Below are 15,630 nucleotides of genomic sequence, written 5' to 3'. Positions count from 1 at the left end.
GTGTTTAAAAAGCAGTTTAGATTAAAAGCCAAATAACTTAAAATCAAAAAACTTTGTGGTTACGGTATTAATAAATATTAATAGCAAAATAACCGGTATAAACGTTGAGAGTGAAAAGTTAACGTATTTCTCTGTAAAACTACCTGCATATTTCGGCGAGCCTTGGCTTAGCTCTTGCGTTAAACGCACCTTTTTCCAGCGATACATTACAAACAGACAAACCATTAAGCCATTAAACGGTAAAATAGTGTCGTAAAATACGTCATACACAATATCAAAGAAGCTTTTATTACCACTGCCATAACTAGTAAGCGACGTTAAACTATCTACCATACCAAACGACATAGTACATAAAACGGTTAGCACTCCTGTTGCTAGTGTTAAAATACCTAGTGCTTTTTTACGGCTAATACCTTTGCGGTCGCTCAGTGTTGCTGTAGGTACTTCTACAATAGAAACTAGCGATGTAATTGCTGCAAAAAACACCAGTAAGAAGAACGAGAACGCAACGGCTGATGCACCAAAGTAGCCAATATCATTTTGCAGCGCTAATAATATTTTTGGTAAATATACAAAAATCATCGAAACAGATGAGTCTGAAAGTGCAGCTGGGTCTGTATTTGGGTCAAAACTAAAGATTGCAGGTAACACCATTAAACCTGCAACAAATGCAACTAACGAGTCTGTTATGGCCACCATTTTAGCACTACCAACTATGTCATCTTTTTTAGATATGTAAGATGCATACGTCATTAAAATACCCATACCTAACGACAATGAGAAAAACGCTTGGCTAAGGGCACCATTTAACACGCTGGCACTCATTTTAGAAAAGTCAGGAATTATATAATACTTAACACCGGCCATCGCATTATCAAGCGTTAATACGTAGGCAACAAGCGCTAAAAGCATTACAAAAAGCGCAGGCATTAAAAACTTAGCTGCTTTTTCAATACCTTGCTTAACACCCCCAAGTAAAATTAGGTTAACAATAACAACAACAACAGCCATGTAACCAAATACTGTATAACTATTTATAAAACTGCCAAAATGACTAGGGTCGGCAAGTACATCTAAATTGCCCATAGCTGTTTGACTTAAGTAACCAAAAATCCAAACAGTAATTACCATATAAAATACAGCAATCATAAATGGAGTTAACACGGCTAAAAAGCCTGCAATTTTCCATTTTTTATCATTATCAGCCAAAGTTTTGTAAGAGCCTAAAGGATCTTTTTGCGCTTTACGCCCCATTGCCATTTCGGCCATCATCACTGGTAAACAGATAAATGCTACAAATAGAGCGTAGACGAGTAAAAATGCGCCACCACCATTTTTTGTTGCAGAAACAGGAAAACCAACTAAATTGCCTATGCCAACTGCAGACCCAGCAGCTGCTAATATAAATCCGAGGCGGGAACTAAAGTGCTCTCTATTTTCGCTCATGCGTAAACCTTGTTATTATTTATGTTATCCAAGCGACTCTACCAGTGTTACACAGCGCTTTTCAAGCAATTGCAGCGTAAAAAATAATTCTTGGTGTAAACCTGTGTAAATACGCTTTTAATTCACCAAGTATCAACGCTGTGGTATTATTTGATTAATCAAATTTAACAAAATTTATGAGATTTACTATGTTGTACATGATTTACTCAACTGACGTTGAAAACAGCTTAGAGCTCAGAAAAGCAGCTCGCCCGGCTCATTTAGCACGTTTACATGAGCTTGATTCTCAAAACCGCTTATTTACAGCGGGTCCTTTACCAGCCATTGATAGCGAAGACCCACAAGATGCTGGTTTTACAGGTTCTTTAGTAGTTGCCGAATTTGAGTCGTTAGAAGAGGCCCGCGAATGGGCTGCTGCTGATCCCTACGTAGCTGGCGGCGTTTACGATAATTCAGTAGTTAAACCGTTTAAAAAAGTATTACCTGCTTAATTGTGAAATGCCCTGAGGACAGTTGCTATCTCACAATTCAGGGTTTGTTCACAAGATTTTAATTAAAATTACCGAAGTAAAACTAAATTAAACGTTTTTACTTGAATTTTAGTAACTTAGTTAATTAAACTAGGTGGGTCTGGTCTAGGAGTTTCCGTCATGCGCGTATTATTAAGCCTTAGTTTAATTGCTTGTATTAGCTTTGCTAATTTAGCTCAAGCAAGCACAACGAGTACAAAAACAGCAAAAACTGAGGTAAGCAAAAAGAAAGCTGTAGTACTTGCAAAACAAACCATAGACGGTAAAACCCTTAAAATTACCGAAAAAACAGATTTTTATACCGTACGAATACTCAAATCTGACGGCCACGTCGTTGATTTACATATAAATAAAAAAACCGGCGAAGTGAAAAAGGATTAACAAATGCGAATTTTAGTTATAGAAGACGATTTACATTTAGCAGATAACCTACGTAATGCACTAGAAAAAGAACGTTACAGTGTGGATTTATGCCACGATGGTGAAGCAGGTCTTTTCCACATTACAGAATACCCGCTTGATATGGCCGTAGTTGATTTAGGTTTACCTAAAATAGACGGTATTGAGCTAATTAATAAAGCACGTGCACAAGGCATAACAATCCCTATTTTAATATTAACAGCGCGTGACCGTTGGCAAGATAAAGTAGAAGGTTTAGATGCAGGTGCAGATGATTACCTAACTAAACCATTTCATGTTGAGGAGTTAATTGCACGTTGTAATGCATTAATTCGTCGAAGTGCAGGTAAGGCAAACCCAGAAATGACTGCGGGCCCGATTAAAATTCATACACGCTCACAGCAAGTATGGGTTGATGATAAAGAGCTTAGCCTGACAGCCTACGAGTACAAAGTACTTGAGTACTTAATGGTTAACCCTCAAAAAGTGATTTCTAAATCAGAGCTTACTGAACACATATACGACCAAGATTTCGATCTTGATTCGAATGTAATTGAAGTATTTGTACTTCGCCTACGTAAAAAACTTGACCCTGAAGGCACATTAAACCCAGTAGAAACACTACGTGGGCGTGGTTACAGGCTTAAAAGTCAGTGGTAGCACCTCAAATATCACTTAAAATAAGGCAAGGATTTATCCTTGTCTTTGTTTTATTAGTCGCCCTGCCCATATTATTTTACTCAATTGGTAAAGCGTATTACGCTTCATTAGTTGATGCGACAGAAAAAACCCTCGAAGCACAGCTCTACTCTTTAATCTCTGAAGTCGACTTTACTGAGCATGGTATTATTATGCCAAGCACTATTCTCGCGCCAGAACTCAACAGATTAAATTCAGATACCTACGCTATGATTTACCGTGACAATGATCCTATTTGGCATTCTGAATCGGCAGTTAATGTTAACTTTGTTCCTCAGCAAATAGAAACTAAAGCAGGTGCCGCTGATTTTCGCCGCGTAGAATATAAAAATACAGTTTATTGGCAACTTAGTCTTACTGTCATTCTTAATAACATTGACCAATCTGAACAAGCCCGCTTTATATTAGTAAAACGAAACGATGCACTACTTAGATTAATGGATGGTTTCAAACAAACCTTGGTTGATTGGATGTTCATTATGGGTATTGCAATCGCTGGGCTTATGGCAATTGGTTTTATTTGGAGTGCACGCCCGCTACAGCGCCTCGATAAAGAGATAAAAGCAATTGAATCGGGCGATATCCAAGAAATTAAAGGGCTCTACCCTGTTGAACTGCAAACAATAAAGTCAGACCTCAATTTATTACTTGAGTCGCAACAACGTCAAAAAGAGCGCTACAGAGCGTCATTAAGTGACCTTGCACATGCACTTAAAACACCGCTTGCCGTTTTAAAATCAAGCCCGCTTGCAAACGATGCCGACGCACAAGAACAATTAGATCGAATTAATGTGATGATCGAGCATCAGTTAAAACGTGCTGCTACTGGCGCATCAGACACATGGAAAAAACAAACGCCGGTTAAGCCTGTGGTTGACTCTATTTTAAGTGCTATGGCCAAAGTTTACCGTGATAAAGATATTATATTTAATTGCACTGTAACCGAAAAAGACTACTTTTTGGGTGATCAAACCGATTTAATGGAGCTACTTGGTAACTTAATTGATAACGCCTGCAAAGCGTGTCGCTCACAAGTTGAAGTACAAGTGATCCAAGCTAAAACGCTATGTATTGGTATAAGTGATGATGGCCCAGGTGTGCCAGAAGATAAGCGCGAATCACTATTAACCCGTGGCACTCGCCTTGATACATACGAAAGTGGTCACGGTGTAGGCATGGCAATTGTATCTGATTTAGTTAAGTCGTATCACGGCACGCTTACTATTACTAAGTCTGATAACTTAGGCGGTGCGCAATTTATTTTAGAGTTTAATTATAATGACAAAAAATAATACTTTTACTAGATTAGCAGCAAGTGTGCTGTTAATTGCAAGCCAATACAGCTTTGCTGATGACACCTGTACTTTAGTAGCAAACGCAAGTACTGACGAAGCTAAGCGATACATTCAATGCCTTGATAGTGAACTTGAAAGAGCAAAGCAAGTACAAGGCACATGGATACAAAAACGTAAGTATGAGCTAGGACAAATAGAGGACTCCACAGGAAATACCCAAGTGTTACCTTTATTTAAAAGAAGTATTATTAATCACGAAAAATATATCGAAAGCAGCTGCCAATGGCGCTATTTACTAAAACTTCCTAATGCTACAACAGCAGCGATAAGCTACAAGCAGTGTGAAATTCAATTAACACATCAGTTTACTGACATTTTAAAAATGCCAGTAAACTAGTAAATTAATTAACTCAATCTTGCTCTATTTTTTCGCCACTACCTAGCATAGTGGCAATCCACTTCCCTTCTTCACTTGCTTCAAGTGCAATTTTAACAATCATAGTCAGTGGTACAGATAGCAACATACCTACAGTGCCCAGCAACCATCCCCAAAATATTAATGATAAAAACACCACCAAAGTAGAAAGCCCTAAGCCCTTACCCATAAACTTAGGTTCAATAATATTACCCATCACCGTGTTTATAGTTAAATAGCCTGCGCCTACAAGCCCCGCAATTAAAGGGCCCTGTGTTATAAGAGCAAGCAATACAGCAGGAACTGCGGCAATAATAGAACCAATGTTAGGAATGTAATTAAACATAAATGCTAATACGCCCCACAATACAAAGTAATCAACATCTAAAATCCATAAATAAAACGCAGCTATAATACCTGTGCCGAGGCTTACTAAGGTTTTGATGGCAAGATATGAATTTATAGATTCTAAAAAGCGGTCAATCTGCTTCATTTTGTTATCGGGGTCTTTAAGTGCCGCGTGAATTTTGTTTCGCAGCATTGGGCCTTCAAATAGCATAAAAACAACGGTTAATATAATCAAAAACATATTAGCCATTACGCCACCTAAACCAGTAAGCATATTGGTGGCTACATCAACCATTTTACCTGGGTCAAACATGGACAATATTTGGTCTTTATTTATTAAAATATTGTATTGAGAAGCTAGGTCCACTAACCATACAAAATCTTCTTGAAGTTTGGCTTTGTACTCTGGGAGCTGCTGCGAAAAGTCATTTACCGATTGCCCAACTAGTCCGCCGAGACTGACCCCTAAGCCAACAATAATTAGCACAACCAGCATTACCGCTATACCTTTAGGAATGCTGTAACGTGCAAAAAATTTAATTAATGGATTACAAACAATGGCAATAAATGCCGCTAAAATAAAGGGAATAATAATCACGCTCGCTGCTTTAATACCTGCGAGTACTACGACCAAGGCAGCAAAAACTATTAAGCTTTTATTTACGCCAGTTAAACTTGCCAATTCGTTAATCCTTTTATTAATGATAAGGCTTTAGTGTAAGGCAAAAGCCAATTAAATGAAATATTTACCAAGTGATCATAAAAGTGAGTTTTACGTATATATTTGCAAAGCTGGGGGCTTGCGAGTATTAATTAATCTGCGTAACGGTTAATAGGTTTATTAAAATATTGAGTCATAAAAACAGTAAGCTTGCATTTCTTGGCTATAAATTTCATTTAAAACAAAGCAAGTTTGCATGTAAATAAACAGGCCTTTAGTAACTAAATTCATTGCTGTTAACAATTAAATGTTATTAAGCTATGTTTAATAACAAGCGTTTAGGTTACTTACTCACATTTAATTTAAGGATTAATAATGCATATATTTATTACAGGCGCGACAGGGCTAATAGGTAAACATTTATGCCCTTTTTTACTGCATCACAACACGGTGTCCGTGCTTAGCCGTAATCCTACCAAAGCAAATGTACTGTTAAGCCATAAAGTAAAAGCAGTAAGTGATATTAACAATGTCGATTTTAATACTGTTGATGTTGTTATCAATCTTGCGGGCGAGCCTATTGTAAATAAGCGCTGGAGCGACAAACAAAAGCAAATAATTCGCGATAGCCGCCTTATTATCACCAAGCAAATTTCAAACGCTATTAAAGCGTGCTCTACCCCACCACACACGTTTATATCTGGCAGCGCTATAGGCTTTTATGGCCGTCAAGGCAATAAGGTCATCGACGAAAGTTTTGATGAACCACATAATGAATTTGCGCACACCTTGTGTAAAGACTGGGAAAACGCAGCGCTTGCAGCTCAATCAGAGCAAACTCGTGTGTGCTTATTAAGAACTGGCATTGTCCTATCAAAAAAAGGAGGGGCACTAGCCAAAATGTTACCTGCGTTTAAGCTATGTTTAGGCGGCCCTATCGCAAGTGGTGAGCAAGGTATGTCGTGGATACACATTGACGATATGACACAGCTCATATTGTTTATAATAAAGCACAACGAAATATCGGGGCCTGTAAACGCAACAGCCCCTAACCCTGTTAGCAACGTTCAATTTAGCAAACGCTTAGGGGAAGCTCTATCACGCCCGGCATTCATTCCTATGCCAGCCTTTGTACTTAAAGTGCTAATGGGTGAAATGTCTGATTTGCTCACTACCGGTCAGTTTGTTAAACCAACGAAGTTGCAAGAACATCATTATCGCTTTCACCATACCGATATAAAATCTGCTTTAGAGAGTTTGGTTTAGCGTGTGTTAACATTTAAAAAGGTAATATTATAGCTGGTTAAAAGTAGTACTTTTAACCCTGTTGACCTTTCACAATTAATACCTAATAATTAGGGGTTAATTTACTATATTAATTACTTATAAAGAGAACCAATCATGTTACATCTTCCTACTGTGATCTGCCTCTCTTTTATCCTTAACCTTATGATAGGTTTCTTTTTTGTATCTGTTTATAAATACAAAAGCCAACCCGCATTTTTATTATTTAGCCTTGCTTGTTTTTCTTTCGCAGCGGCTGAGGTATTTGCAAGTATTCGGGTTTACATAGACTTCCCTTTCGTTACCCATTATTTAGCAAACATTTTTATTATTTTAAGCCCATTATTAATAATCGTCGGACTATTTAAATACAAAAATACACAAAATATTAGTTTAATGCCCTTGTACTGCATTTTTGGTTTTTCTGCGTTTTTACTATTAGCTATTTATCCTTTTGATGCAGCAAAAATGTTGACCAGTTTAATTATTGCTGGGCTATTTATCTATTCAGGTTATTTAATTAAAAGCATGAGCTTTGTTGCTAAAATTCAGCAAAAAGCGCTAACCACCTGTTTTTTAGTGCACAGTGGAGTCATGCTTTTACAAGTAGCTGTGCTATCAATCCCTGTTATTAGTAGTAACGTGGTTGATATTACCGCTCCATTACAAATAATCCTTATCAGTCATTTAATATTAGCGACCTTAAGTGCCCTCATATTACCCTTTTTACTTTTTTCGAATACTGAATACACGCTTTCAAACCTCGCTAACACAGATTCTCTGTCACAGCTTCTTAATAGAAGAGGGTTTTTTAATAAAGCCAAAGAGTCACTCAATCAGCTTAGTAATAAAGATAAAAGCGTTAGTATAATTATTTTAGATATTGATTTTTTTAAGCGCGTAAATGATGAATACGGCCATGATACGGGTGATCAGGCAATAAAATGGATCGCTCAAAATATTAAAGAACAATTTATAAATACCGGTATCAGCGCAAGAATAGGCGGAGAAGAATTTGCAATTTTACTGCCTGACTATTCGTTAAGTTCAGCAAGAGAATCTGCTGAGTATTTACGTGAAAATATTTCTAAGCACCCTTTTTATTATAAAGGCGCGCACATAAATCTCTCTGTTAGTGCTGGAGTAAGCACAGCATTAAACGGGCAAATGAGCATAAAGGATTTACTATCATTAGCAGATAAACGCCTTTATCTTGCTAAAGAAACCGGTAGAGACAAAGTTGTCACCTTTGACGAAAAACAGCTGTTATTGCAAAGCTAGAATATTTAGAGCTTTAGGGTTTGTTTTTTCAAAAGTGCCAATCCTAGCGCGAGATTTATTAGTGCGCACGTTACTCGCTAACTTACACCCATTTAGGTAACAAAGAGTTGTGAGCTTCTAAAGTAAACCTGCAAACAGCGTACTCTAAACTTTACATATAGATTCGCCTTAGTACTACTTATACCAATCCGCAATAAAACTTAATTATTTTGCGGGGCTAAACGTGTCGCTACCTGCATTAAAAAACTCTTATTGACGACTGCATAGATGCAGGAGCAATTGCCGAGAACGACGAAATAGCGAATTAGTATTAAATATTATCTTACAGCATAAAAAAGCCCTTCAATCGAAGGGCTTAAACATAATATAGTTTTATATTAAGAGTTTTAACTACTTACAAGCGAGTGTTGCATCTTTGGCTTTATTAGGCACAAACTGTATGTTTGCTACCGATACCGAAGCCTTAGCACTGCTGTGTAAACTAAATGGGCTAGTGAGGCTTGCAAAATTCACCCCTTTATCAGCATAACAACCTAAATCTACAGAAACTGATTGCCATTTATTAACAACCGTTTTGTCTACTATTTTTGCTAAATCAATACTTGCGCCACATGCACCTGAACATGTCATTGCTAAATCAACAGGCCCTGTTAGTGCCTCATTTAATTTAATGTCAAAGCTTATAACCGCATCGGCTTCTAAATAAGCAATGGTGTCTTCTGCAAAACTGGTCACTATTTCTGCACTGGCTTTTTCAGTACCGCTAAAGTTAAATTGACGCGCATCCTCTTGCACTGTTTTATCTTCAGTGCGGTACTTAATTGCGCCAAACTCGTGCGTACTGCTAGATACATCTAAAAGTTCATCACCCGATTTAAGTAGTAATCTCCACGGGGCTATTGGTGCTCCCACTAAAATATCCATGCTGGTAAGTGCAGAGTTGTCTAATTTAGAGTTCTCGTCTAAGTTATCAGCTAATACATTTTTATCGCCATATGTTAAACCAAAGCCATACGGTAGTAATGGGCTGTAATCATCATCACCTTTGTTAACTGTGCTTTGCACAGCCGATTTAGGCCATGAAAATGACAACTTACCTTTAAAGCTATGTTGGGTCGCCCCATCTTTAGCTTTCAATATTACATCTGCAATACCTGCGCCCTCAGTACCCGGTAACCAAGCAGCGACAAACGCATCAGATGCATTTAGCTCACTATTAACCCACATAGGGCGACCCGATATAAATACCGATACAACTGGAATACCTTGGGCTTTTAATGACGTTAAAAGTGCTAAAGATTTTTTATTACCGCGTTCAAATTCTAAATTATCTCTATCGCCATGACCTTCTGCGTATGGTTCCTCGCCAAATACAACAATGGCTACATCTGGACGTTGCTCAAATGAACCATCAGCACTTAATATGGCTTTACCACCTGCGGCTGAAATTTGCTCTTCAAGCCCTTTGTAAATTGACGTTGCACCAGGAAAATCAGCATTTTTATTATTTGTACCTTGCCACGTAATACTCCACCCGCCCGACTGCTTACCAATATTATCAGCGCCATCGCCCGCAACCAGTACCGTTTGGTTTGCAGCAAGTGGTAATATATTGTTTTTATTTTTAAGTAATACAAGTGACTCACGAACTGCCTGACGTGCAACTTCGCGGTGTTGCTGTGCACCAATTAGCTCTGTTTTACCCGAAAACTGGCGCTTAGCAGGGCTTGGCTTGTCAAATAAACCGGCACGAAGTTTAACTCTTAATATACGACTTACCGCATCATCAATGCGTGACATGCTGATTTCGCCGGACTTAACTTGCGCAATTGTGTTCTCGTACAAAGGCTTCCAAGCACCTGTTGGCACCATAAAAATATCAAGCCCTGCATTAACCGCTTGCGCGCAGCTTTCGTTTGTACAGCCCTCAATTTGGCCATGTCCGTTCCAGTCACCAACAACAAAACCATCAAAACCCATACGTGTTTTTAGCACGTCAGTTAATAAGTATTTATTACCGTGGTTTTTAACGCCGTTCCAGCTATTAAAAGACGCCATTACAGACTGACTACCTGCCGATAAACCACCAACGTAACCTTGGGCGTGTATATCAAACAAATCTTGCTCAGTGTCGATATTATTACCTTGGTCATCGCCATCTATCGTGCCGCCATCACCTAAAAAGTGCTTAACGGTACTAATAACTCGCTTATCACTTAAAAAGTCGCCATCGGCTTTGCCTTGTAAACCATTTACAATGGCAGCAGAGTAATCACGTACTATTTGAGGATCCTCAGAGTATCCTTCGTAAGTTCTTCCCCAGCGATCATCGCGAACAACAGCAACGGTAGGAGCAAACACCCAATCAATACCTGTTGCCATTACTTCTACAGCAGTAATAGACGCTATTTGCTCTATTAAATCAGGATTATTAGCAGCGCCTAAACCAATGTTATGCGGAAATAAAGTCGCGCCAATTACATTATTATGACCATGTACAGCATCGGTGCCCCACATTGTCGGAATACTAGTGCCATCAAGCGAGTCATCTACAGAGGCCTGGTAAAAACTCTCTGCCAGTGCAACCCAATCCATAGGTGTTGCGTGTTTATCACCATTAGGAAATGCACCACCACCGTTAAGGTATGAACCAAAGCCATATTTGCGCATGTCTTCAACGGTAATATCACGAATTTCTGGTTGAATCATTTGAGCTACTTTTTGCTCAAGAGTCATCGTTTTTAAATAATCCGCAATTTTGGCTTCTATCGCTGGGTCTTGTTTTACGGCAATATTAAGTTTTGGCCAAATTTGCTCTGTTTTAGATAAAGCATTATTAGTTTCAGGGGGTGTTGTCGCGTCATTTGAACAAGCCGATAAACTACCTACCGATGCAATTAATGTGGCAAGTGCGATTTTATTAAGTGTAAAAGGGGTTTTCATTATAGAGTCTCCTGAGCTTGAACTGGTTTGCTTCCGCTTAAACCATAAAACACGATAAATATGTAACATAAAATAGGTAAAACATACGAAAGTTGAACACCCACACTATCAGCAAGCGCACCTTGTAAAAGTGGCACTATTGCCCCCCCTACAATCGCCAAACACAAAATGCCAGAGCCCTGCGCTGTATGCTTACCAAGCCCATTTAACGCTAAACTAAAAATAGTGGGGAACATAATAGAATTGAATAAACCAACCAATAATATTGACCACATGGCTAACTGACCCGACGTGCTCATAGCAATAACCACTAAAATAATAGCCATACTTGCGTTAAAGCCAAGTACTTTGCCAGCAGGTAATTTTTGCATTACAGCAGCACCAATAAACCGTCCAACCATAGCTCCACCAAAATAATAAGTGATGTAATGAGCGGCAACATGCTCTTTTAAACCGGCAATATTTTCTTGTGCTAAAAAGCTTACTAAAAAGCTGCCAATAGCAACTTCTGCGCCCACATACATAAATATACCCACAGCGCCGAGTGTTAAATGACGGTATTGCCAAGCACTACCCTCAATTGTATCTGACTTTTCAGCCGCTTCTTTTTGCTCACTCATTATGTCTGGCAATTTAAGCCATGCAAAAATACCGGCTAGTAAAATAAGCATGCCTGCTAAAAGTAAATAAGGAAGTTGTACCGACTCTGCATTTTGCGCGGGTGTTAAAAATGCTTCAGACGCCGAGTCTAGTATTAATAAAGCACCAAATGATGGGGCAACAGTAGTACCTAGTGCGTTAAAAGCTTGAGTAAGCGTTAAGCGAGACGACGCAGTTTTAGGTGAGCCTAATAAACTAACGTAAGGGTTAGCAGATACTTGCAGTAATGTTATGCCGCTAGCTAATACAAACAAGGCAAACAAAAATACTGGATAATTGTGCATAGCGGCTGCAGGGTAAAAAAGTACGCACCCCAATGCTGCAATAAGCAGTCCAACCACTATTCCCTTTTTATAACCAAGCTTTTTAACAATATAGCCACTAGGCAAAGACATTAAAAAGTAAGCGCCAAAAAAGCAAAATTGCACAAGCATTGCTTGCACATAAGTTAAATCAAAAACCGCTTTTAAATGCGGGATCAAAATATCATTTAAACAGGTAATAAAACCCCACATAAAAAACAGTGAAGTTAAAGAAGTAAGTGCAAAACCATAGTTTTTATCTTGGTAATTTTGCGACTGTGTGTGTGATGTCAGTGGTGCTGAACTAGCCATGTGCTCTCCGCAATTTATTATTATAAATTGATCTTCAGTATATTATTAATACAATCCCCGCTAAGGCGCAGTATTAAAGAGTTGACCTGAAGATTAATTAACATTAATCTAAAAATGTAAGCGCTTTCACGGCTAATTAAATACGAACATGTTACATATTTCAACAACTTTTATTTTTATTAATGTGTTGTACCCGCTGTAAAGCAGTAAATAAAAGCGCTAAGCGTGCAATTTAGATCTCAAAAAGGTTTGTAACTAATGACAAAAATATCATTACCATCTCATTCACCTCTATTAACAAAAGAATTTGTTTATGGTGTAGCTACTGCATCATTTCAAATAGAAGGAGGGTATGAACATCGCTTACCATGTATTTGGGATACATTTTGTGACACCGAGGGTAAAATTGCTGACAGTTCGCATGGCCATATTGCTTGTGATCATTATAACAATTGGCAGCAAGATATAGATTTAATTGCCTCATTAGGTGTAGATGCTTACAGATTGTCTATATCATGGCCGCGTGTAATAACGCGCTCTGGCGAGCTTAACCCACAGGGCGTTAAATTTTATACTGACATACTCGATGAACTAAATCGTAGAAACATAAAAGCTTTTGTTACGCTTTATCATTGGGATTTACCTCAATACTTAGAGGATGAAGGCGGCTGGCTTAACAGACAAACAGCTTACGCATTTGAGCAATACGTTGAACTAATTACACGCGCATTTGGAACGCGTGTGTTTTCTTACGCTACATTAAACGAACCTTTTTGTAGTGCTTTTTTAGGTTATGAAATTGGCATACATGCTCCAGGCCTAGTAGGAAAACAATATGGTAAAAAAGCGGCACATCATTTATTACTTGCCCATGGCCTAGCTATGAAAGTACTAAATAAAACATCACCTAATACACAAAATGGTATTGTGCTTAATTTTACACCCGCTTACCCGCTTACAAACTCTCAAGAAGATATAGACTGTGCCAAATACGCCGATGATTATTTAAATCAGTGGTACATGAAACCTATTATGGATGGCCACTACCCAGATATAATAAACCAATTACCTAAGGATCATTTACCTGACATACACCCAGGCGACATGGCGTTAATTTCGCAACCAATCGATTACTTAGGCATAAATTTTTATACTCGCCAAGTATATAAAGCGCACCCTACACATATATATGAACCAATAGCACCTAAGGGTCCACTTACTGATATGGGATGGGAAATTTACCCGCAATCATTTACTGATTTACTAATCGATTTACATAAAACGTACACGTTACCGCCTATGTACATCACAGAAAATGGCGCAGCCATGCCAGATACCATAAATAATGGTGAGGTTAACGACCAAGATAGGCTTAGCTACTATCACACGCATTTAAATGCCGTACATAATGCAACCGAGCAAGGAGTTAATATTATTGGTTACTTTGCGTGGAGCTTAATGGATAATTTTGAATGGGCTGAAGGGTATTTAAAACGTTTTGGCATAGTATACGTTGATTATGAAACCCAACAACGTACTATTAAAGCAAGTGGCCACGCTTATAAAGCACTTATTTCTAATCGATAAAATAAAAATAAAGCGGGATAAAATAAACATGGTAAGTGTAAAAGAAAAAATAGCATATGGCCTCGGCGACACCGCCAGCAATATTATTTTTCAAACGGTTATGATGTTTTTAATGCTCTACTATACTGATGTAGTTGGGCTCTCGCCTGCGGTAGTAGGCACTATGTTTTTAGCAGTGCGTATTTTTGATGCTGTAACCGACCCTGTTATGGGCAACCTAGCCGACAAAACGCATACACGATGGGGGCACTTTCGTCCCTATTTATTATGGCTTGCCCTGCCATTTGCCATTATTAGTATTTTGGCGTTTACCACTCCCGATTTAAAAGGCACTGATAAAATAATTTATGCCTTTACTACCTATACGCTACTTATGGTGGCATATACCGCAATAAATATTCCATATTGCGCCCTAGGCGGTGTACTTACAAGCGACGCAAAAGAGCGCGTTACTATCCAGTCATATCGTTTTGTGTTTGGCATGTTAGGCGGTGTGATTGTGGCTGGCTGTACTATGCCAATGGTTGAATATTTTGGCCAAGGCGATGCGGCTAAAGGCTACCAATACACCATGACAGCCATGAGTATTTTAGGCCTTGTGCTTTTTTTACTGTGCTTTTTGGGCACAAAAGAGCGAATACAGCAGCCAAAAGAGCAAAACATTCCTTTTATAAAAAGTGTTAAAGCACTAATTAAAAACGATCAGTGGCGTACTTTGTGCCTTGCTGCCTTTTTTTTACTAACCGGTCAAGTGTTAAGGCTTACCCTTGCCGTTTACTACGTAAAATATTATTTAGGCCGTGATGATTTAATTACCCTATTTATGACCCTAGGCGTTGCAGCTAGTATGCTTGGCTGCGCATTAGCACAACCGCTGGCAAAGCGATTTTGTAAAATAAAAGCCTATATTGGCTTACAACTAATCGCCGCTGCTATTTGTGCGCTTAGTTACTTTATTAGTAAAGACTCTTTAGTGCTGGCATTTACCGCCTTTATTTTATGGAAGTTCTTTTTAGATATGGCCACGCCTTTATTATGGGCAAAAATGGCTGACACCATAGATTACGGGCATGAAAAAACAGGTGTTAGAATAACCGGCTTGGTGTATTCCGGCGTTATATTTTTTATAAAAATGGGTGTTGCTGTTGGTGGCGCAATTGCAGGATGGCTGCTTTCTTTTTACAGCTATCAGGCAGATGTAATACAAACTATCGATACTCAGCACGGTATTTTGCTCTCTTTTACAGTACTTCCGGCTTTTGGCTCATTATTTGTGGCTTACATAATGAAAAAATATACACTAACTAACCACGTTGTTGAAAACATTCAAACTAAACTAACAACAACTAATTAATATATACCCAGAGCAACAATGAAAGTCTCTTTTTATTAAAACTGAAACTTACATCTTGAGGTGGTTTGGGTATGCACTCTACGGTATTATTTACCCGAAGCAGTTAAGGATAAG

13 protein-coding genes are annotated in these 15,630 nt (G+C 38.4%); 9 read left to right on the top strand and 4 right to left on the bottom strand.

Annotated elements, in window-relative coordinates; all coding sequences use genetic code 11:
- Positions 1–21: 21 nt before the first annotated feature.
- Positions 22–1,446 (bottom strand): sodium-dependent transporter, encoded by a 1,425-nt coding sequence (locus ATS74_RS11235; protein WP_058548983.1) that lies wholly within the window; start codon positions 1,444–1,446, stop codon positions 22–24.
- Between the two features lie 188 nt (positions 1,447–1,634).
- On the opposite strand from ATS74_RS11235, the gene ATS74_RS11230 reads away from it, so the two are divergent.
- The 5 genes from ATS74_RS11230 to ATS74_RS11210 all read left to right on the top strand — a co-directional run bounded on the left by ATS74_RS11230 (position 1,635) and on the right by ATS74_RS11210 (position 4,766).
- Positions 1,635–1,937 (top strand): YciI family protein, encoded by a 303-nt coding sequence (locus ATS74_RS11230; RefSeq protein WP_058548982.1) that lies wholly within the window; start codon positions 1,635–1,637, stop codon positions 1,935–1,937.
- A 159-nt stretch (positions 1,938–2,096) separates the two neighbouring features.
- Positions 2,097–2,357: a PepSY domain-containing protein gene (locus ATS74_RS11225; protein ID WP_058548981.1), complete on the top strand. Its 261-nt coding sequence runs from the start codon at positions 2,097–2,099 to the stop codon at positions 2,355–2,357.
- A gap of 3 nt (positions 2,358–2,360) precedes the next feature.
- Positions 2,361–3,035, top strand: a complete 675-nt coding sequence (locus ATS74_RS11220; RefSeq protein WP_058548980.1) for a response regulator transcription factor — start codon at positions 2,361–2,363, stop codon at positions 3,033–3,035.
- Complete coding sequence (locus ATS74_RS11215; protein ID WP_058548979.1) at positions 3,029–4,366, top strand: ATP-binding protein; 1,338 nt, start codon at positions 3,029–3,031, stop codon at positions 4,364–4,366. The genes ATS74_RS11220 and ATS74_RS11215 overlap by 7 nt, the downstream gene beginning before the upstream one ends.
- Positions 4,353–4,766, top strand: a complete 414-nt coding sequence (locus tag ATS74_RS11210; protein ID WP_058548978.1) for a lysozyme inhibitor LprI family protein — start codon at positions 4,353–4,355, stop codon at positions 4,764–4,766. Before ATS74_RS11215 ends, ATS74_RS11210 begins: the two co-directional genes overlap by 14 nt.
- A gap of 13 nt (positions 4,767–4,779) precedes the next feature.
- On the opposite strand, the gene ATS74_RS11205 is transcribed toward ATS74_RS11210, so the two are convergent.
- Entirely contained in the window at positions 4,780–5,814 is a 1,035-nt protein-coding gene (locus ATS74_RS11205) for an AI-2E family transporter (RefSeq protein WP_058548977.1), read from the bottom strand.
- A gap of 354 nt (positions 5,815–6,168) precedes the next feature.
- Between ATS74_RS11205 and ATS74_RS11200 the strand changes: the two genes are divergently transcribed.
- Positions 6,169–7,059: a TIGR01777 family oxidoreductase gene (locus ATS74_RS11200; protein ID WP_058548976.1), complete on the top strand. Its 891-nt coding sequence runs from the start codon at positions 6,169–6,171 to the stop codon at positions 7,057–7,059.
- A 135-nt stretch (positions 7,060–7,194) separates the two neighbouring features.
- Complete coding sequence (locus ATS74_RS11195) at positions 7,195–8,358, top strand: GGDEF domain-containing protein (protein ID WP_058548975.1); 1,164 nt, start codon at positions 7,195–7,197, stop codon at positions 8,356–8,358.
- A gap of 390 nt (positions 8,359–8,748) precedes the next feature.
- On the opposite strand, the gene ATS74_RS11190 is transcribed toward ATS74_RS11195, so the two are convergent.
- Complete coding sequence (locus ATS74_RS11190; protein WP_058548974.1) at positions 8,749–11,301, bottom strand: glycoside hydrolase family 3 protein; 2,553 nt, start codon at positions 11,299–11,301, stop codon at positions 8,749–8,751.
- Complete coding sequence (locus ATS74_RS11185) at positions 11,301–12,575, bottom strand: sugar MFS transporter (RefSeq protein WP_058548973.1); 1,275 nt, start codon at positions 12,573–12,575, stop codon at positions 11,301–11,303. The genes ATS74_RS11190 and ATS74_RS11185 overlap by 1 nt, the downstream gene beginning before the upstream one ends.
- 258 nt (positions 12,576–12,833) lie before the next feature.
- Here ATS74_RS11185 and ATS74_RS11180 point away from each other — a divergent pair, with 258 nt between their 5' ends.
- A complete protein-coding gene (locus tag ATS74_RS11180) occupies positions 12,834–14,162 on the top strand; it encodes a GH1 family beta-glucosidase (protein WP_058548972.1) in 1,329 nt (442 codons plus the stop codon).
- Positions 14,163–14,190: 28 nt separating this feature from the next.
- Complete coding sequence (locus ATS74_RS11175; RefSeq protein WP_058549168.1) at positions 14,191–15,516, top strand: glycoside-pentoside-hexuronide (GPH):cation symporter; 1,326 nt, start codon at positions 14,191–14,193, stop codon at positions 15,514–15,516.
- Positions 15,517–15,630 lie beyond the last annotated feature (114 nt).

Origin of the sequence: Pseudoalteromonas sp. H103 (genome assembly GCF_001469205.1) — a bacterium.
Classification (GTDB): Bacteria; Pseudomonadota; Gammaproteobacteria; order Enterobacterales; family Alteromonadaceae; genus Pseudoalteromonas; species Pseudoalteromonas carrageenovora.
The sequence above is the reverse complement of the archived record's forward strand: the minus strand, read 5'-3'. Positions and strand labels throughout refer to the sequence as shown.